The 19,342-nt window shown below is 70.8% G+C and carries 13 protein-coding genes; 5 read left to right on the top strand and 8 right to left on the bottom strand.

Going from position 1 to position 19,342, the window contains the following annotated elements; genetic code table 11:
- Positions 1-38: 38 nt before the first annotated feature.
- Positions 39-1,763 (top strand): fumarate hydratase, encoded by a 1,725-nt coding sequence (locus tag N865_RS03510; protein WP_034801631.1) that lies wholly within the window; start codon positions 39-41, stop codon positions 1,761-1,763.
- Positions 1,760-2,272: a beta-class carbonic anhydrase gene (locus tag N865_RS03505; protein ID WP_034801629.1), complete on the top strand. Its 513-nt coding sequence runs from the start codon at positions 1,760-1,762 to the stop codon at positions 2,270-2,272. The genes N865_RS03510 and N865_RS03505 overlap by 4 nt, the downstream gene beginning before the upstream one ends.
- Here N865_RS03505 and N865_RS03500 read toward each other — a convergent pair.
- The 3 genes from N865_RS03500 to glmM all read right to left on the bottom strand — a co-directional run bounded on the left by N865_RS03500 (position 2,233) and on the right by glmM (position 7,200).
- Entirely contained in the window at positions 2,233-3,438 is a 1,206-nt protein-coding gene (locus N865_RS03500; protein WP_034801627.1) for a low temperature requirement protein A, read from the bottom strand. The genes N865_RS03505 and N865_RS03500 overlap by 40 nt on opposite strands.
- Before the next feature lie 81 nt (positions 3,439-3,519).
- Complete coding sequence (locus N865_RS03495) at positions 3,520-5,844, bottom strand: DUF2339 domain-containing protein (protein WP_034801626.1); 2,325 nt, start codon at positions 5,842-5,844, stop codon at positions 3,520-3,522.
- Positions 5,845-5,853: 9 nt separating this feature from the next.
- Positions 5,854-7,200 carry a phosphoglucosamine mutase gene (glmM, locus tag N865_RS03490; RefSeq protein WP_034801625.1) on the bottom strand — a complete coding sequence of 449 codons (1,347 nt, stop codon included), beginning with the start codon at positions 7,198-7,200 and terminating at the stop codon, positions 5,854-5,856.
- A 256-nt stretch (positions 7,201-7,456) separates the two neighbouring features.
- Between glmM and N865_RS03485 the strand changes: the two genes are divergently transcribed.
- Positions 7,457-8,605: a hypothetical protein gene (locus N865_RS03485; protein ID WP_034801624.1), complete on the top strand. Its 1,149-nt coding sequence runs from the start codon at positions 7,457-7,459 to the stop codon at positions 8,603-8,605.
- 92 nt (positions 8,606-8,697) lie between these two features.
- Here the strand turns inward: N865_RS03485 and rpsI are convergent, their stop codons facing one another.
- Entirely contained in the window at positions 8,698-9,201 is a 504-nt protein-coding gene (rpsI, locus tag N865_RS03480; protein ID WP_034801623.1) for a 30S ribosomal protein S9, read from the bottom strand.
- Positions 9,202-9,242: 41 nt separating this feature from the next.
- Positions 9,243-9,686: a 50S ribosomal protein L13 gene (rplM, locus tag N865_RS03475; protein ID WP_034801622.1), complete on the bottom strand. Its 444-nt coding sequence runs from the start codon at positions 9,684-9,686 to the stop codon at positions 9,243-9,245.
- A gap of 261 nt (positions 9,687-9,947) precedes the next feature.
- On the opposite strand from rplM, the gene N865_RS03470 reads away from it, so the two are divergent.
- Positions 9,948-10,625, top strand: a complete 678-nt coding sequence (locus tag N865_RS03470; RefSeq protein ID WP_034801621.1) for an ArsR/SmtB family transcription factor — start codon at positions 9,948-9,950, stop codon at positions 10,623-10,625.
- Positions 10,622-11,992, top strand: a complete 1,371-nt coding sequence (locus tag N865_RS03465; RefSeq protein ID WP_051510054.1) for an MFS transporter — start codon at positions 10,622-10,624, stop codon at positions 11,990-11,992. Before N865_RS03470 ends, N865_RS03465 begins: the two co-directional genes overlap by 4 nt.
- A 28-nt stretch (positions 11,993-12,020) precedes the next feature.
- Here N865_RS03465 and N865_RS03460 read toward each other — a convergent pair whose 3' ends face one another.
- The 3 genes from N865_RS03460 to pulA all read right to left on the bottom strand — a co-directional run bounded on the left by N865_RS03460 (position 12,021) and on the right by pulA (position 19,334).
- Positions 12,021-12,962, bottom strand: a complete 942-nt coding sequence (locus N865_RS03460; protein WP_157557547.1) for an aldo/keto reductase — start codon at positions 12,960-12,962, stop codon at positions 12,021-12,023.
- A gap of 48 nt (positions 12,963-13,010) precedes the next feature.
- Complete coding sequence (locus tag N865_RS03455) at positions 13,011-13,463, bottom strand: hypothetical protein (protein ID WP_034801619.1); 453 nt, start codon at positions 13,461-13,463, stop codon at positions 13,011-13,013.
- 81 nt (positions 13,464-13,544) lie between these two features.
- Positions 13,545-19,334 carry a pullulanase-type alpha-1,6-glucosidase gene (gene pulA / locus N865_RS03450; RefSeq protein ID WP_034801618.1) on the bottom strand — a complete coding sequence of 1,930 codons (5,790 nt, stop codon included), beginning with the start codon at positions 19,332-19,334 and terminating at the stop codon, positions 13,545-13,547.
- Positions 19,335-19,342: the final 8 nt, after the last annotated feature.

The raw sequence follows: 19,342 nt of genomic DNA, 5'->3' as shown, positions 1-19,342 counted from the left end.
GGGGCTTTCCGCGTGCCCGACGTCTACAAGGAGCGACTGTGACCGCCAACTCGACCGAGTTCCGCTTCGAGGACCTGCTGCCGATCGGCGAGGACCCCACGCCGTACCGTCTGCTGACGACCGAGGGCGTCCGCACCGTCGAGGGCCCGGGCGGGCGCACCTTCCTCGAGGTCGACCCGGAGGCCCTGCGCCTGCTCACCGAGACGGCGATGCACGACATCGCGCACTACCTGCGGCCCGCGCACCTCCAGCAGCTGCGGACCATCCTCGATGACCCCGAGGCGAGCAACAACGACAAGTTCGTCGCGCTCGACCTGCTCAAGAACGCCAACATCGCCGCCGGCGGTGTCCTGCCGATGTGCCAGGACACCGGCACCGCCATCGTCATGGGCAAGCGCGGCCAGCACGTGCTCACCGAGGGCACCGACGAGCGCGCCATCAGCGAGGGCGTCTTCGACGCCTACACCCGGCTCAACCTGCGCTACTCGCAGATGGCGCCGATCACCATGTGGGAGGAGAAGAACACCGGCTCCAACCTGCCGGCGCAGGTCGAGCTCTACGCCGACACCGCGCCGGGGCACGAGACGGCGTACAAGTTCCTCTTCATGGCCAAGGGTGGCGGCTCGGCCAACAAGAGCTACCTCTACCAGGAGACGAAGGCGATCCTCAACGAGGACGCCATGATGCGCTTCCTCGACGAGAAGCTCCGCTCCCTCGGCACCGCCGCCTGCCCGCCCTACCACCTCGCCATCGTCATCGGCGGGACGAGCGCGGAGTTCGCCCTCAAGACGGCGAAGTACGCGTCGGCGAAGTACCTCGACAGCCTGCCGACGCAGGGCTCGATCGCGGCCCACGGCTTCCGCGACACCGAGCTCGAGGAGAAGGTGCTCGAGCTGACGCGCCAGTTCGGCATCGGCGCCCAGTTCGGCGGCAAGTACTTCTGCCACGACGTTCGGGTCGTCCGCCTCCCCCGGCACGGCGCGAGCCTGCCCGTCGCCATCGCGGTCTCGTGCTCCGCCGACCGGCAGTGCCTCGGCAAGATCACCCCCGACGGCGTCTTCATCGAGCAGCTCGAGACCGACCCGGCCCGGTTCCTGCCCGACTCGACGCACGAGGACCTCGGCGAGCACGCCGACGACGCCATCGGGGTCAGCTCGACCAGCCGCAACGTCGTCGTCAAGATCGACCTGACGCAGCCGATGGACGAGATCCGGGCCGAGCTGTCCAGGCACCCCGTCAAGACCCGCCTCTCGCTCACCGGACCCCTCGTCGTGGCGCGCGACATCGCCCACGCCAAGATCAAGGAGCGCCTCGACGCCGGCGAGGAGATGCCGCAGTACCTCACGGACCATCCCGTCTACTACGCGGGCCCGGCCAAGACGCCCGAGGGTATGCCGTCCGGCTCGTTCGGCCCGACGACCGCGGGACGCATGGACTCGTATGTCGACCAGTTCCAGGCTGCGGGCGGCTCGATGGTTATGCTCGCGAAGGGCAACCGCAGCAAGCAGGTGACCGATGCGTGCCAGGAGCACGGAGGGTTCTATCTCGGGTCGATCGGCGGTCCCGCCGCCCGACTCGCGCAGGACTGCATCAAGCACGTCGAGGTACTCGAGTACGAGGAGCTGGGCATGGAAGCAGTGTGGAAGATCGAGGTCGAGGACTTCCCGGCCTTCATCGTCGTCGATGACAAGGGCAACGACTTCTTCGCCGAGGTGAGCAAGCCGATGGCGTTCACCATCTCGAAGCGGCCGGGTCTCCAGTGAGCGGGGGGACGCCCGCCCAGGGCTTCGAGGACCTGCTCGCCGCCAACCGCGAGTACGCAGACCGGTTCGACCTGGCCGGCTTCGACGGCATCGCGCACGCCGGGGTCGCGATCGTCACGTGCATGGACTCGCGCATCGACCCGCTGCGCCTCGTCGGCCTCAATCCCGGCGACGCGAAGATCTTCCGCAACCCCGGAGGCCGCGTCACCGATGCCGCCCTCGAGGCACTCGTCCTCGCGACGAACCTGCTCGGGGTCGAGCGGATCCTCGTCGTCCCCCACACCCGCTGCGCGATGGCCTCCAACTCCGAGGAGGAGCTGCGTGAGCGGGTCGGCCGGAGCACCGGCAAGGACGCCTCGTGGCAGGACTTCCACGTCATCGACGACCAGGTTGCCGCGCTGCGCGAGGACCTTGCCAAGGTCCGGGCCCACCCGCTCGTCCGGGAGGGGACCCTGGTCGGCGGGTTCGTCTACGACGTCGACACGGGCCTGCTCGACCCGATCGACTGATCGACCCTCTGCGTGAGCCACACGTGGTGGGCCACGGCGACGGCGAGCACGAGGCCGACGGCGAGCACGGTGATCCCGATGGGCGGCGCGAGGGCCGCGACGCCGAGCACGACGAGACCGACTCCGACTCCGGCCCGTGTCTCGGCCGGCCGCGCGCCCGCCATCGCGTGCATCACCGTCAGGCACCACGTGTAGACGGCCACCGCACCGGCGAGGGCGAGGCCGACCACCCGCGCCGAGGTATGCGCGTGCCCCTGCACGAGGTCGACGGAGGCCGCGAGCGCCGCGCCCGTGGCGGCCACCGAGGCGAAGACGAGGTAGTGCCCGTAGCCCGTCACGAACACGCTGCGGACACTGCCCTCGAACAGGACCGCGTGCTCCCGCTTGAAGTAGAGCCACCACATGGAGAAGACGATGAGCAGGCCACCGACGATCAGGGCGAGCAGGCCCGGCTGCGCCCCTTGGCCCAGGGCGACCTGGACGGCCTGCACGGAGGCGAGGATGACCTCGCCGAGCACGATGATCGTCAGCAGGGCGTAGCGCTCGGCGATGTGGTGCGGGTGGAACGGCGTGACCCCCCGCCGCTCGGCCACGATCGGCACGAGCAGCTCGAGCACGACGAGCGCGAAGAACGACACCATGAGCGCGGTGCGCCCCTCGATCGCCAGCCGAGCGATCCACAGCACCTGCACGGCAGCGATCCCGGCGGCATACGTCAGGGCCGTCGTGCGCCCCTCGGGATGGCTGGCAGCGGCACGCAGCCACATCGCGACCATGGCGAAGCGCATGACGGCGTAGCCGGCGACGACGAGGACCGACTGGCGGGTGGCGAACAGGTCGGGGATGCCCGCGGCGAGCATGAGTGAGCCGGCCATGATCGTGAAGGTGAGCAGCCGATAGGTGACGTCGTCGCAGTCGTACGACGAGGCGAACCACGTGTAGTTCATCCAGGCCCACCAGATGGCGAAGAAGACCATGAGGTAGCCGACGAGGTCACCGAGCTCGCCCCCGGCGAGGCCGTGGTGCCACTGCGCCGCTGCGCTCGCGATGGCCACGACGAAGACGAGGTCGAAGAACAGCTCGAGCGGGGTGGCCACCCGGTGCTTCTCGTGCGGGTCGCGCGCCACCATGCGGCGTCGCAGGGGAACGATGTTGACCGAGCTCACCCGCCGAGTCTCCCATCGCGTTCGATCCCGTATGCCGCTGACGTCGTTCTCGGGTCCGGAGCCTGCCGGTCGGGCGGGGACTCAGGCGGCAGGCGGCCTCAGCCGGAAGACCTGCACGCCGTCCTGCTCGAACCGCTCGTCGGAAAGCGTCCCGAGCGTGGGAGACACCGGGCCGGCTCGCTCGTCGGCGACGATCCACCGGACGCCGTGCTGCCAGGCCGACGCGAAGCCGGACGGTGTGGGATCGGTGATGAGGGCGAGCTCGGCCGCCAGTCTCGGAGGGTCCCAGAAGGGAAGCGTGACGTAGTACCGATGGGTGCGAGCGCCCTCGGCGAGGATGCGCCCGGAGTAGGCCCATCCCGACACGTCCGTCCGCAGGCCGCTGAACGCAGCGACCGTGAAGTCACGGGCGTCCTTTCCCGAGGACATGATCGCCTGGTAGATCCGGTTGGTGGCGACGATGTCGTCGGGGGCCGCTGCCCGTCGGAGGTACTGGCCCGCCAGGAAGAGGGCCCGCATGTCGGTGGGGACGTCGGTGGGCCGGGCGGTGCTGTGGCCCCGGGCTGCCGGGAGGGTCGCGAGGTTGGCGGCCGATGAGGGAAGGGCGGCCCCCATGATGACGAGCGCCGTTGCGGCAAGGGCGAGGCCGCGCACGCGAACACCGCGCGCGCGCCCGACCGCCCACCCGACCACCGTGACAGCGACGACGGCCAGGGCGAACCAGCCGAGGGGGGCGACCCACGCCGACGCGCCCTCAGCGGAGCGCGGCTGCGCTCCCGACAGCCGCCTGACGAGCACGACCAGCGCCGACCCCGCGACAACCAGCCCCAGGGCCGCACCCCGGACGGAGGCGGAGCGGCTCGCCCACGCCTGCGCGACGACCCAGCCACCCGCCGCCCCGGAGAGGGCGAGCACGATCGGAACGGCTCCGAGCGTGAAGTACCACTGGCTGCTACCCGGATGGGTGAAGACGACCAACGTCACCAAGCCGACGAGGGCCGCACCGGTGGCGATCCACGGTGTCGGGTCCCGGGGATCGCGTCGCACGAGGACGAGCAGGAGCAGGGCGGGGATCATGATGGGCACCCAGACCTGGGCCAGCCATCCGGACGTGAGGACGATCCACTTCCAGGCCCCGCTCACGGTCAGCCGGCTCCCCGGGTGGATCATGCTCTGGGCCTTGACTGCGACCGCCTGGGGATCCCACTGCAGGCCGTAGCTCCCGGGGTAGAGGAAGAGCACACCGACTGCCACGGCAACCATGCAGACGATCCCCACGACGACGTAGCGCACCAGGGTCCCGTCCGCGAGCGGGCGACGCCAGCTGAGGAGGAGCCACACCAGGGCGGCGAGGGCGACGCCGCCCGCCACGACCGGCACCTCCGAGGCCTTGGCCCCGGAGGCGCCGAGGGCGAAGAGCGGCAGGAGCAGGACCGGCGCCGATGCGTCCGAGGGGCGGCGTCTCACGACGGCGATGATGCAGGCTGCGAGAGCCAGCCCCCACACCCAGGCCAGGGTCTGGGTGGGGCTGGGCTGCCAGTAGATCCCGAGCGCCCAGGAGGCCGGCGGGCGGAAGGGGTCGACCCGGATCGGGAGCATGAGCGCGACGGCGAGCGCCGCGCCGGGGCCGCCGGCGGCGTGGTCGACGACCTGCCGACCGACCACGGCGGCGAGTCCGATGAGCATGAGGATGAGGCTGAGGGGGAGCAACCGGGCGACCACGTCCAGGTCGTGAAGCCCATCACCGCCGAGATGGGCTGCCACGGCATGGAAGAACCAGTGGTAGTCGAGCGGCTCACCGGCGACAGGCGGGTACCCGGGTCGGAGGCTTCGTCGGAGCTCGCCGGTGAGCGCCACCTGGTAGACGACGTCCTGGGAGTACCTCGTGGTGCTCTCCGGTATGGCGGGCGCCGACGACAGGCCGCCCGTCCAGGCCCACTTGACGGCGCCGAGCATGGCCGCGGCGACGAGGGCCGGCGCCACGAACGACCGCTTCGACGGCGCAGGTCTGGCCACGAGCCGACGTCGGGTGGCCGGGACCACTCCGAGCAGGGCCGTCACGACGAGGCCCCAGGTCATCGGGCCGGGGCGATGACCGACGAGATCCTGCAGGAGATGCCCGATGAGCCAGCCGGCGAGGGCGACGAGCAGGCCCGCCGGACCGGCCCACCCGGCGTCGTCGCGCAGGGTCGCCGGCCTCCGCCTGGCCGCACGGACGAGTGCCAGACCGGGAACGAGCACTCCGAACAGCATGACTCCGAGCCACCAGAACGCCGTGCTCCACGTCGTCCCGGTGGACACGACGGCAGCACCGAAGGCAGCCGCGACGACGATGGCTGGCGCGAGGATCGCGAGCACGTCGGGCCATGGCTTCCACGTGGGCCAGTTGGTCGACGTGGTGGCCATGTCTGCTCGTCAGAACGCCAGCTGGGACTTCACGACGTCGACGAGCCGGTCCGCGAGCGCCCTGGCCTGGTCGCCGTCGGCGGCCTCGACCATGACGCGTACCACGGGTTCGGTGCCCGACTTGCGCAGCAGGACTCGCCCGTTGACCCCGAGCTCTCCCTCGGCCGCGCGCACCGCGTCGGCGACGGCGTCGCTGCTCTCGAGGCGCGACTTGTCGACGTCCTTGACGTTGACGAGGATCTGCGGGAAGTGGCTCATGACGGCGGCGAGGTCGGCGAGGGTCCGCCCGGTCGCGGCGACGCGCGAGGCGAGCATGAGGCCGGTCAGGGTTCCGTCGCCGGTGGTGCCGTGGTCGAGCATGACGACGTGCCCGGACTGCTCGCCGCCGAGGACGAAGCCGCCGTCCTTCATGCCCTCGAGGACGTAGCGGTCGCCGACCGCCGTCTGGACGACCTTGATCCCGACCGCCTCGAGGGCCTGAATCATCCCGAGGTTGGACATGACCGTCGCGACGAGCGTGTCGCCGCGGAGCACGCCCTGCTCCTTCATCGCGACCGCCAGGATCGCCATGATCTGGTCTCCGTCGACCTCGTTGCCGGCAGCGTCGACGGCGAGGCAGCGGTCGGCGTCACCGTCGAGGGCGATGCCGAAGTCGGCGCCGACCTGGACGACGGCCTTCTTGAGCTCGCCGATGTGGGTCGAGCCGTAGCCGTCGTTGATGTTGATCCCGTCGGGCTCGCCGCCGATGAGGGTCACCTCGGCCCCGGCCTCCCGGAAGGCGCGCGGCGCCACCTCGTAGGCGGCCCCGTGGGCTGCGTCGATGACGACGTGGAGTCCGTCGAGGCGGTTCGGCAGCACCGACAGGAGGTGGGCGACGTAGCGGTCGGCGCCGTCCTGGAGCGGTGTGATGCGCCCGACGTCGGCCCCGGTCGGACGCTGCCAGCTCTCGCGGAGGCGGCCCTCGATCCGGTCCTCGAGCTCGTCGGCGAGCTTGTGACCGCCTCGGGCAAAGAACTTGATGCCGTTGTCGGGCATGGGGTTGTGCGAGGCCGAGAGCATGGCACCGAGGTCGGCCCGCTGCTCGGCGACGAGGTAGGCGATGGCGGGGGTGGGTAGGACGCCCGCGTCACGCACGTCGACCCCGGCCGAGGCGAGGCCTGCGGCGGTCGCCGCCGCGAGGAACTCCCCCGATGCGCGGGGGTCCCGGCCGACGACGGCAACGGGCCGGTGGCCGTTGAACTCGCCCACCTCCGCGAGCACGTGGGCCGCCGCGACCGACAGGTCGAGCGCCAGCTCAGCGGTGATGTCCTGGTTCGCGAGCCCACGGACGCCGTCCGTGCCGAAGAGTCGACCCACTCGTACTGCCTTCCGATACGGCCGACCGGTCGGCCAACCTGCGCGATCTGTGACGCTCGACGATACGACACGAGGCCGAGACATCCCCACTTGAGAACCGAGCGTCCGCCCTTTTGGGTGCCTTGACCGGAAATGGACCCTCCGGAACTTGGCAGCCAACTCCCAGTCTGGCCTCAGGTTGGGGAGGTTCCGCCCCACCACGATGAGCACGTCACACACGACCCGTCGTCCAGCAGTGTTCACGAAAGGAACCTGGATGAACTCTCGCACCTCGCGCCGGCTCCCCTCCGTTGCCGTCGCCGCCCTCCTCGCGGCGACCGGCCTCGGCGCAGCCGGCACCGTTGCCGCGGCCTCACCCGCGCCGAGCAGCGACGCGTCCCCGGTCGCGAACCCCTACTCCCCCGCCTACGACCACCCCTACCGGCACGGCGTCGTCCCGACGCGTGAGCTCAACACGCAGATGCAGCGCTGGGCCGCCCTGCAGAAGGCCAGGCCCTCGGCGAGCAAGACGCTCTCCTACGGCGGCGGCGTCGACGGCATCGGCGTCACGAGCGGGACCCCGAAGGTCTACCTCGTGTTCTACGGCAGCCAGTGGGGCACCCAGGGCACCGACGCGAACGGCAACCTCACCTTCACGGGCGACCCGAAGACCGGTGCGCCGGTCATCCAGAACCTGATGAAGGGCCTGGGTACGGGCGGCGAGGCGTGGTCGGGCGTCATGACGCAGTACTGCGACGGCGGCGGCATGGCCAAGGGCGCAACGACGTGCTCCGCGACCGCGACCCACGTCGGCTACCCCACCGGCGGGGCCTTCGCCGGCGTCTGGTACGACAGCTCGGTCGCGTCGCCCTCGAACGCGACGGCGACGCAGCTCGGCCAGGAGGCCGTCAAGGCGGCCGGCCACTTCGGCAACACGACGGCCGCGAGCAACCGCTACGCGCAGTACGTCATCCTCTCCCCGACGGGGACCCACCCTGACGGGTTCAACACGGCGAGCGGCAACTTCTGCGCCTGGCACGACTGGAACGGCGACTCGTACGTCGGGGTGGCCTCGTCCTACGGCGACATCGCCTTCACCAACATGCCCTACGTCATGGACATGGGCACGAGCTGCGGCCAGAACTTCGTCAACGCGGGATCGGCGGGCACGGACGACGGCTACACGATCGTCGAGGGGCACGAGTACGCCGAGACGATCACCGACCAGAACCCGGCCGGTGGGTGGACCAACCTCACCTCCCGCACGTACTCCGGCCAGGAGAACGGCGACGAGTGCGCCTGGATCTCGCCCGGTTCCGCCGGGGGTGCAGGCAACGTGTCGACGGCGACGGGCTCGTTCCCGATGCAGGCGACGTGGTCCAACGACACCAACCGCTGCGACCTGTCCCACGTGACGGTGAGCTGAGCACCCAGCCCGACGGCATACGCCCTCGGAACACGGCGAAGGCCCCCGAGCACTGCTCGGGGGCCTTCGCGCGGCCTGCTGGGGCAGCCAGGTCAGCGCTTGCTGTACTGGGGAGCCTTGCGGGCCTTCTTGAGACCGGCCTTCTTGCGCTCGGGGACGCGGGCGTCGCGCGTCAGGAACCCGGCCTTCTTGAGGGCGGGACGGTTGAGCTCCTCGTCGACGCCGTTGAGCGAGCGGGCGACGCCGAGACGGACCGCGCCGGCCTGGCCGGAGGGGCCACCGCCGTGGACGCGGACGAGCACGTCGTACGAGCCGTCGAGCTCGAGGAGCGTCAGGGGCTCCTTGACGATCTGCTGGTGCACCTTGTTCGGGAAGTACGCGTCGAGGGTGCGGCCGTTGATCTTCCACTCGCCGGTGCCGGGGACGATCCGGACGCGGGCGATGGCCTGCTTGCGGCGGCCGGTGGCGGCACCGGGCGTCGAGACCTGGCGGGCGCGCTTGCCCTCGCCCGAGACGCTCGTGTCGGACTCCGAGGTGTACTCGGACAGCTCCGGCTCGTCGGTGTCGAGGACAGCCTCGTTGATGTTGTCAGTCACAGTGATGTTCGCTTTCTACGCAGCAGCTGGAAGCCGGGGGCTTACTGCGCGACCTGGGAGATCTCGAAGGGGACGGGCTTCTGGGCCGCGTGCGGGTGCTCGGCGCCGCGGTAGATCTTCAGCTTGGACAGCTGCTGGCGGGCGAGGGAGTTCTTGGGGAGCATGCCGCGGATGGCCTTCTCGACGGCCTTCTCGGGGCTCTTGGCGAGCAGCTCGGTGTAGGAGGTGGTCTTGAGGCCGCCCGGGAAGCCCGAGTGGCTGTAGGCCTTCTTCTGCTGGAGCTTGGCGCCGGTGAGGGCGACCTTCTCGGCGTTGATGATGATGACGAAGTCACCGGTGTCGACGTGCGGCGCGAACTGCGGCTTGTGCTTGCCCCGGAGCAGGACCGCAGCCTGGCTCGCGAGACGGCCGAGCACGACGTCGGTCGCGTCGATGACGTGCCACGTGCGAGTGACCTCGCCGGGCTTCGGGGTGTAGGTGCGCAATGGAGTCTGCCTTTTCGCTTCTAACGATGGATGTATGCCGCTCTGCCGGGCCCGAGCCGAACGTCCCTCTCGCTGGAGCGGGGCGGCCGGGCACTCGGCGCCGGTCTGGCACAACAGTGATCAAGTCTACGGGGTGGGTCGGAGCAGCTCAAATCGTGGACAACAGCATCGAAAAGCGGCTCTGACCTGCGCAGATGCCTGCGGGCAGACGGTGTGCACAATACTTGTGCAAACGAAGTATGCAGCGCTATTGTGCACACTATGGCTGCACAGACCCCTCCCTCGTCCTCTCCGCCATCCCCTCCTCCCGCCCCCGGGAGCGCCTCGGTCACCGGGCCGTCCGACGCGGTCCACCTCGATGCCCAGAGCCTCAAGGTCCTCGCCCACCCGCTGCGTTCGCGCCTGCTCTCGACCCTGCGCCTCGGTGGGCCGGCCACGGCGACCGACCTGGCCGCCCTCCTCGGCACCAACTCCGGCGCGACGAGCTACCACCTGCGCAAGCTCGAGTCGGTCGGTCTCGTCGAGGACACCGGCGAGGGCGAGGGCAAGCGCCGGCTCTGGCGCCCGTCCACCGAGTTCACCGCGTGGAACCCGAGCGACTTCGAGGGCGACGAGGACTCCGAGACCGCCCTCAACTGGCTGACGCGCGACTACGCCCGCCACTTCAGCGAGCAGTACGACAAGTGGCTCGACGTCTCCATGGCCTGGCCGGCCGCCTGGCAGGACGCGTGCGGCAGCAGCGACTCGATGGCCCTCGTCACCCCCGAACAGCTCGTGGCGCTGCGTGACGAGGTGTGGGAGGTCATCGAGCGGTATCGCCGGGTCGGCCAGGGCAACCCCCAGGCCCGGCGGGTCGCCGTCTACGCCTTCGCCTACCCGCTCGACCTCGACCGACCCCCGGCGTCCCGGGCACGTGGCGGCAAGGAGCAGAACCGATGAGCGCCCCGGCCGGAGCGCTCTCGACGCAGGAACGGGCGGTGCTGTCCCCGCGGGCGGCCCGGCGGGTCTTCCTCACGCTGACGTTCACCCGCTGGTTCCCGATCGGCCTCGTCATCGGCGTCTCGACGCTCTGGCAGCTCGAGCACGGCCTCAGCATCGCCGAGGTCATGAGCCTCGCGTCGGTGGCCGGGCTCACGGTCTTCGCCCTCGAGCTTCCGACGAGCGGGTTCGCCGACGCCGCCGGCCGGCGCCCGGTCCTCGTCGCCGCGGCCCTGGTCAACGTCGTCGCCTCCGTCGCCACCCTCGCGGCCCAGTCCTACTGGATGTTCCTCGCCGCGGCCCTCCTGACCGGCGTCTTCCGGGCGCTCGACTCGGGCCCCCTCGAGGCGTGGTACGTCGACACCGTGCACCTCACGAGCCCGGGAGCCGACGTCGACGACGCCCTGTCCGCGCAGGGCGCCATCGTCGGCGGGGCCATCGCGGTCGGGGCCCTGCTCTCCGGCGGGCTCGTGTGGTGGCACCCGGTCCCCGGCGCGTCGGCGCTCATGGTGCCGGTCGCGCTCTTCGTCGGGCTCAACGTCGTCCACCTCGCCGCCGTGGCCGTCCTGCTCCGCGAGGAGCACCCGCGCCCGGACGCGTCCGACCACCGGGGCTCAGCGGTGCACCAGGCCCTCGCCTCCGGGCGGCAGGCTCCGGGTGTCGTCCGCGACGGGCTCCGGCTCCTGCGGGGCAGCCGGGTCCTGCTCGGGATCGTCCTCGTCGAGCTCTTCTGGTCGCTCGCCATGGTCGTCTTCGAGGGGTTCCAGCCGATCCGCCTCGCGGAGCTCGTCGGCGGCGAGGAGCAGGCGGGCGCGATCATGGGGCCCGTCGCCGCGGGCGGGTGGGCCGTCTTCGCCGTCGGGTCCGCCCTCGCCGGGTGGAGCAGCCGCCGGATCGGGGTGACCCGGACGGCGATGGCGGCACGGGTCCTCAACGGCCTGGGCGCCGTGGCCATGGGTCTGGCCGCCGGCCCGGTCGGCCTCGTCTCCGCGTACGCGGTGACCTACCTCCTCCACGGCGCCGCCGGACCGATGCACGGGGCCCTGCTCCATCGCGAGGCCCGGGCCGAGAACCGCGCCACGGTCCTGTCGATGAACTCGATGTTCGCCTTCGCCGCCTTCGGGGTCGCAGCACCCCTCGTCGGGCTCCTCGCCGAGCGCACGTCGACCCAGGTCGCGATGGTGGCCGCAGGCGCGCTCAGCATCCTCGGCGTGCTCTGCTACCTGCCGGCACTGCGCGCCGAACGTGATCGGGCGGAGACCGACGGGCAGCCGTCGGCCGGGTCCCGGGCCGTCCTCGAGTCGGAGCCGACCGCCCTGACTGGGTGACCGCTCCGGACGCGGCTCCGGCCGGTGCTCAGGCCGGTGGGGCGGTGATCGCGTCGAGGGCGGCCAGGTCCTCGGCCGAGGGCTCCCACGACCCCGCCCGGACGTTGTCGAGCACCTGCTCGGGACTCGTCGCCCCCGCGATGACGGAGGCGACGACGGGCTGGGCCGCGAGCCCGCCGATCGCGACGTCGATGAGTCGCAGACCGCGCTCGGCGGCATACCCCTCGAGGGCCTCGATCGTGTCCCAGTCGGCGCCCGCGAGCCGTGCGTCCTGGCCCGCGAGACGACTGCCCGCCGGGGCGGTCTCGCCCCGGCGGTACTTCCCGGTGAGCAGGCCCGACGCGAGCGGGAAGTACGGGAGGAGGCCCACGCCCACGTGCTCGCAGGCCGGCACGAGCTCCTCCTCGACGTCGCGCTCGAGGAGGGAGTACTCGTTCTGCGCCGAGACGAAGCGCTCGGTGCCCGCGGTCCGGGCGATCCAGTCGGCGTCGACGACCTGCCAGCCACTGAGGTTGCTGCTGCCGAGGTAGCGCACGAGACCCTCGCGCACGAGCTCGTCGAGGGCCGCGAGGGTCTCCTCCATCGGCGTCTGCGGGTCGGGACGGTGGAACTGGTAGAGGTCGATCCAGTCCGTCCCGAGCCGCCGGAGGCTCGCCTCCACCGCCATGCGGATGTAGCGTCGCGAACCACGCACCCCCCAGTCGGGGCCGTTGGCGCCCTGCATGTCCATGCCGAACTTCGTTGCGACGACGACGTGCTCGCGCTCCGAGCCGAGGGCCGCACCGAGCATCTCCTCGCTGGCGCCGAGCCCGTAGATGTCAGCGGTGTCGAACAGGGTGATCCCCGCATCGACGGCCTGACGCACGACGGCGTTCGTGCCGTCCTGGTCGAGTCGACGGCCGAAGTTGTTGCAGCCGAGCCCGACGGAGGAGACCGTGAGGCCGCTGTCGCCGAGCTGGCGGTACGTCATGTCGCGCTGCGTGCTCATACCGGCCAACCTACGCGGGTGTCGACCCGTTCACCCGCGCCGCTCGCAGGTGTCCGGCGCCGTCAGCCGGCGCGCGAGGGCGAACCCGCCGAGCGCGAGGGCGAGCGAGGCCGTTCCGCCGTCGCCGGCCGACGCCACGACGAGCCACGCCCCCGCGAGCGCAGCGAGACCGTCCACACCGGCACACGGCGCGCAGCCGAGGTGCACGTGCAGACCCTCAGCGGGAAGCGGCACGAACGTCGCGACCGCGAGAGAGGACGTGCCGATCGCGGCGAGGGCGAGGGCCGCCCAGACGGGCTGCCCGGTGAGGTCCCAGCCGGCGGTCACCATGACGGCACCGGCGAGCAGGACCGCGACGGCGGCGGCCGCGATGCGCCGGCGGACCGGCCAGCGGGACGGCGGCGCCGTGACAGGACCTCGGTCCACCGTGCCGAACCGGCCGGGCGCGGGGACGGGATGCGCGCCCGGGCTCGACGACTTCATACCCCACAGGGTATAGCAGCGCCCCCGGCGCCCCGAAGACCGGGACGCCGAGGGCGTGCGGAGAACGGCCCGTGCGACCGTTCAGTTCGGCTGGACGAACACCGCCACCGTGCGGGCGGGCACCTCGAGCGTCGAGGAGGCGGCGTCGTATGCCGCTGACCTCACGACGCTGTCGGCCCCCCCGGCCTGGACCGGGCTCAGCGAGACCGGGCCGGTCAGGCCGGGCACCTTCTGGTCGACGGCGCTGGGCGAGGCGTTGAAGACGACGACGAGGCCGCGCATGGCCGGGTCGACGTCGGCGCCCTTGGTGTCGTCGATCCGCATGACGATGACGCCCTGGTGTGCGTCGGCCGTCCCCGAGACGGGGAAGCTGACCTTGGCGTTGATCGCGTCAGCCGTGCCCAGGCGGAACAACGGGGTGCTGAAGCGCAGCTTGAGCAGGTCGTCGGCCATGGCGCTCGCCTTCTCGACGTCGGCGGCGGCCGGCTTGAGCGCCGGGTTGGCGAGGAGCGGCTTCATGAACGTCCACTTGCCCGAGTTCGACGCGGCCGGGGGCAGGCCGTGGCCGAAGCCGTTGTCGGCACCGGTCCAGTCGAGCCGGTTGAACCAGTCGCCGCTGTCGTAGGAGTTGCGGTCGAGCGACTTGCTGCGCAGCAGGTCGGCACCCGCGTGCCAGAACGACGGCGTCTGCGCCAGCGCGGTCGTCGCGAGGGACAGGGTGTTCATCCGGACCCGGTCCTGCATCGACGTCGCCACCGGCAGCTTGTACGTCAGCGAGTCGAAGAGCGTCTCGTTGTCGTGCGCGTCGACGTAGGTGACGACCTCGTCGGGCTGGTCGGCGTAGCCGGCCGGGGCCCCGTTGTAGTCGACCTTCGCCCCGGTGACCGGCTGACCCGTCACCTGGCTCGTGAAGGCGAACGACCTGAGGTTGCCGGCGAGACCGAGCTGGACGAGGTCGGTGTCGTGGGCCAGGCCCGCGACGGCTCCCGCGTTGACCGGGGCCCCGTTCGGGTCGGTCGCCTCACCCGAGCCGAAGCCCTGCTTGCGCGGGTCCTCGTCGAAGGGGCCGCCGCCACGGACTGCGTCGCGGAGCCGGTCGGAGAACGTCCCGATGTGGGTGCCCCCGAGCTGGCCCTGCGTCGCCTGCGTGAAGAGCGCGTTGTTCGCCACCTCGCCGAAGTTCCACCCCTCGCCGTAGAGGTAGATGGCCTTGCCGTCGACCCCGTCCTTCTGGACGGTCAGGGCGTCGAGCGCGGCCCGCACCGCGAGCATGTTGGCGCGGCTGTGGTGGCCCATGAGGTCGAAGCGGAACCCGTCGACCTTGTAGTTGCGCGCCCACGAGACCAAGGAGTCGACCATGAGCTTCTCGCCCATCGCGTGCTCGGTCGCGACGTTCTGGCAGCACGTCGACGTCTCGACCGCGCCCTTGGCGTCGAGGCGCTGGTAGTAGCCGGGCACGACCTGGTCGAGGACCGACTTGTCGGCCTCGCCCGAGGCGGCGGTGTGGTTGAACACCTCGTCGAGCACGACCCGGAGGCCGTCCTGGTGGAGGGCTCCGACCATCGTGCGGAACTCGGCGACGCGGGCGCCACCGTCGGCGGCCTTGGCGCTCGATGCGTACGACCCGTCCGGGACGTTCCAGTGGTACGGGTCGTAGCCCCAGTTGAACGCGTCCTTGCCCGCGACCGCGCCGACGCACTTCTGCTGCTCGTCGCTGTCGGGCGCGTAGGAGGCCAGGTCGCACTGTGGCGTCTGCTGGGCGGCCGGGTTCTCCTCGATCGAGGCGATGTCGAAGCTCGGAAGGAGGTGGACCGTGTTGAGGCCAGCCTTCGCCAGCTCCTTGAGATGGGCGCGCCCGTCACCGTTCTGTGCGAAGGCGAGGTAGCTCCCGCGCAGAGCCGCCGGGACCTTCGCATCGCTCATCGAGTAGTCGCGGACGTGCAGCTCGTAGATCGTCGAGTCGACGAACCTCGCGAGCGCCGGAGCAGCCGACGTCTTCCAGACCGAGGGCATGTATGCCGGGTCCCTGAGGTCCACGGCGACCGACCTCGTCGAGTCGAGCGTCAACGCGACGGAGCTTGGGTCGGTGACGAGGTTGGTCTCGACCTTGCCCGTCGTCGGCGCGTAGACCTTCACCTCGTAGAGGTACCGGGCCTCCTTCGCCGATCCGGCGAGGGTCACCGACCACGAGCCGTCCGTGTTGCGCGTCATCGGGGTGCGGGTCGCCGCCGAGGCGGGCTGGTCGGACGAGCCGGCCGGCCAGGTCAGGAGCGCGACCGACTGGGCTGTCGGGGCCCACAGGGTGAACCCCACCCGGCCGTCGCCCGCGAAGCTGACGCCGTACGAGCGGGTCCGCGCGTCAGCGGCATACAGCGCATCGAGCGCGATGGCCGTCTGGGCGCCCGTGGCGTCGAGGAGCACCCCCGTCGAGTCGTACATCCCGACGGCGACCTGGCCCTTGAGGATCTCGGGGAGGTCCTTGGCCGTCTTCTTGTCGAGGCGCAGGGCGACCGCGCCCTTGAGCTCGGGATGGGCGCTGAGCAGGTCGGCGGGGAGGCCGGCCGGGTCACGGGTCAGCGTGGCGACCGAGCCGCCCGTCACCGCCTCGGCGTCGATGCCGAGGCCGCCGTCGGCCGACCAGTGCAGACGCCACCCGAGGGTCGCCGGGTCGGTGCCCGCGGGCAGCGACGAGGCGGGCCACGCGACGAGGTCGGGACCGACGATGAAGGCCTTCGCCTTCGTCAGGTCGGGCGAGGCGCCCGCCCGGGACGTCTTGACCGAGATCTCGTGGGTCGCGAGCTTGTACGTGATCGTCGTGACGACACCGTCAGCCGGGACGGCGAAGGCGACGTTCGCGCCGTTCTGGGTGCCGCCCGCGCCGTAGTTGACGTCCCACGACAGGCCGTGGGCCACCTTGAACTCGTAGTTGCCGGCCGGGATGCGGTCGGTGCTCCACGTGTACGTGCCGTCACCGTCGGGGTCCTGCAGCCACGAGCGCATGCAGTCGGGGGACCAGTCGCCGGGGCAGCCGAGCTCGCTCTGGAAGCTGCCCGGCGCCGTGATGATCGGGCCCTGCACGTCGTTCGTCACCCAGTGCGTGCGGTGGTCGTAGTAGAAGTTGACGGTCTGGCCCGCCCCGGGTGCGGTGTAGGGGATGTTGGCGCCGCCCTTGACGGCGCCTGCTCCGTAGTTCTCGTCCCACGACTTGTTGATCGCGGCCTTGTAGGCATAGTCACCGGCCGGGATCGTCTTGAACGAGCCCTTCCAGATCTCGTCCTTCGGGTCGAGCGTGAGCTGCGCCTGGGCACAGTCCGGCTGCCAGTCGCCAGAGCAGCCCATCTCGGAGTTGTCGTCGCCCGGGACGCTGACGAAGTTCGGCTGGGTGACCGGTCCGACCCCGCCGCCGGAGCCACCGCCGGAGGGGGTCGGCTCGCCCACGATGCCGTAGGTCGACGTCGCGGAGACGTGTCCCGCGAGGTCCTTGGCGAGCATGCGGTACTCGACGAGGGTGCCCTTGGCGAGTCCGCTGACGTCGTCGAAGACACGGTAGGGGGCGTTGTCGTCGGTGCCGAGGGTCTTCCACGTGGACGTTCCCACCGGGCGCTGGAGGAAGGTGACCTCGGCGAAGGCGTTGGCGGGGATCGCCGCACCGATCTCTGCACGGCCGCCGACGACGCCGCCGGCGCTCGGGGAGGTCGGGTAGATCGCCGGGGCCGACGTCGATACCTCCATCGTCGAGTTGGCCCGGTAGACGGCGACGGACAGCGCCGGAACCGTGACCGTCACCCGGCCGGACGCATCCGCCCGGAGATCGCTCGAGGCGCCGAGGAGCGGGGCGAACTTCGAGCCCGCAGAGTAGGTCGAGAACGTCGCGGTCTTGGCCGTCGTCGCGTTGTTGGCCACGACGAGGTACTCGCGCTTGTCGGCCTTGTCGATCCGGCTGATGGCGTAGATGCCGGCGGAGTCGGAGGCGTAGCGGTGGATCTGGGCGCCGTCGGCGAGCGCCGGGTGCGCCTGGCGCAGCGCCGACAGCTCGGCGATGCGACGGTAGAGCGGAGCGCTCGTGTCGTAGTGCGGACCCGTGCCCTCGGCGTCGGAGCTGCCGACGATGACGTCGTCCTTGTAGATCGGCGTCTGCGTCCCGAACATGTCCTGGCGAGCGCGCTTGTCGCCGAAGTCCGTCGTCGGCCCGGTGAAGCCCTGCTCGTCGCCGTAGTAGACGACCGGCTGGCCGCGGGTCAGGAACATGAGCGACGTGGCGAGCTCGTCCCGGGCGAGCAGGTCGGCGCCGGTGTGGCCCGCGGAGAGGAGCATCGCGCCGACGCGACCCATGTCGTGGTTGCCGAGGAAGGTCGGCAGCTCGTACGCATTCGAGTCGGTGTCGGTGTAGTAGTCGTCGCCGGCGAAGAGGTCGCGGATGCCTGTCGTCGCCCTGCTCTGGGCGAACCCGAGCGCCGCCCCCTGGAAGCCGAAGTCGAGGGTCGCGGGCAGTTGGCCCTTCGTCGTGAACTGGCTCATGTACGCCGGGTTGCCGTCGTAGACCTCACCGAACATGAAGAAGTCGGGGTTGCCGATGTCCTTGGCGTGCTTGAGGATCGCCGGCGAGAACGCCTGCCAGAACTGCATGTTGACGTGCTTGACCGTGTCGATCCGGAAGCCGTCGACCCCGAAGTCGACCCAGGACTTGTAGATGTCCTCCATGCCCGAGACGACCTTCGGGTTCTCGGTGAAGAGGTCGTCGAGCCCGGAGAAGTCGCCGTAGGTCGAGGACTCACCGGCATACGTCGAGTCGCCGCGGTTGTGGTAGAGCGTCACGTCGTTGAGCCACGCCGGGACCTTGACGTCCTTGTCGGCGTCCGCGACCTTCGGCACGTAGGGGAACGACGTCGCCGCGTCCATCTTCGGGAAGTCGGGCGAGCCGGCGACCGCAGCGTCGTCGAAGACGTGGCCGGCGGCGTCCTTGTACGGCTTGGCGGACTTCGGGACGTAGGTGTAGGTCCCGCCGTCGTAGGAGATCACGTCGGCCGTGTGGTTGGTGATGATGTCGAAGTAGACCTTCATGCCCTTGGCGTGGGCGGCTGCGATGAGGTCCTTCATGTCGGCGTTCGTGCCGAGGTGCGGGTCGATCTGGGTGAAGTCGGTGATCCAGTAGCCGTGGTACCCGGCGCTCGCGTCGGATCCGCTGCCCTGGACCGGGCGGTTCTTGAAGGACGGCGTGAGCCAGATCGCCGTCGTGCCGAGGCCCTTGATGTAGTCGAGCTTCTGGGTCACGCCCTTGAGGTCGCCACCGTGGTAGAAGCCCTCGTTGGTCGGGTCGAAGCCGGTCTCGAGCGGGCCGCCCGTCAGGCCGCCCGTGTCGTTGCTGGCGTCTCCGTTGGCGAAGCGGTCGGCCATGACGAAGTAGAAGCGCTCACGGGTCGCGAGGCGGCGCAGTGACGAGCCGGCGAGCGCGGTGTCGGCCGTGGTGGCCGGGCCGGGGAGATCGGTCGGGGCGATGCCGATCGCGTGCGTCGTGTCGTCGTAGGTGAAACGCAGCGTGGCCGGGCCCTGGAGGACGAGCGGCACGTTGGCGCCGCCCTCGCCATAGCTCTCGTTCCACGAGTGGTTGATCGCGACCTTGAGCAGCCAGGACCCGGCCGGGACGGTGAAGTTCTTGGCGTAGGTCGACCCGCCCCCGACGGGGGTGAGGTCGGTTGCGGTGCAGCCGGGGTCCCAGTCGCCCGAGCACCCGAGCTCGTCCTGCAGGTCCCCGACCAACGTTGCGGTGCGTTCCGCGGCGGTGGCGCTCATGGCGCCGATGATCGGGACGGTCAGTCCGGTCGCGACGAGTGCGGCTGCACTCAGGGCGGACAGGATCGAACGACGGCGCATGCGCACTC

It is taken from the genome of Intrasporangium oryzae NRRL B-24470, assembly GCF_000576595.1.
Taxonomy (GTDB): Bacteria; Actinomycetota; Actinomycetes; order Actinomycetales; family Dermatophilaceae; genus Intrasporangium_C; species Intrasporangium_C oryzae.
Note: the sequence above shows the minus strand (reverse complement) of the source record. Positions and strands in the feature narration are given on the sequence as shown.

Bases quoted from the DNA above. Each gene is read 5' to 3' on its own strand.
- N865_RS03485 (WP_034801624.1), top strand. From the start codon at position 7,457: ATGAACTCTCGCACCTCGCGCCGGCTCCCCTCCGTTGCCGTCGCCGCC.
- N865_RS03455 (WP_034801619.1), bottom strand. From the start codon at position 13,463: ATGAAGTCGTCGAGCCCGGGCGCGCATCCCGTCCCCGCGCCCGGCCGG.
- pulA (WP_034801618.1), bottom strand. From the start codon at position 19,334: ATGCGCCGTCGTTCGATCCTGTCCGCCCTGAGTGCAGCCGCACTCGTC.
- N865_RS03470 (WP_034801621.1), top strand. From the start codon at position 9,948: ATGGCTGCACAGACCCCTCCCTCGTCCTCTCCGCCATCCCCTCCTCCC.
- N865_RS03495 (WP_034801626.1), bottom strand. From the start codon at position 5,844: ATGGCCACCACGTCGACCAACTGGCCCACGTGGAAGCCATGGCCCGAC.
- N865_RS03460 (WP_157557547.1), bottom strand. From the start codon at position 12,962: ATGACGTACCGCCAGCTCGGCGACAGCGGCCTCACGGTCTCCTCCGTC.
- N865_RS03465 (WP_051510054.1), top strand. From the start codon at position 10,622: ATGAGCGCCCCGGCCGGAGCGCTCTCGACGCAGGAACGGGCGGTGCTG.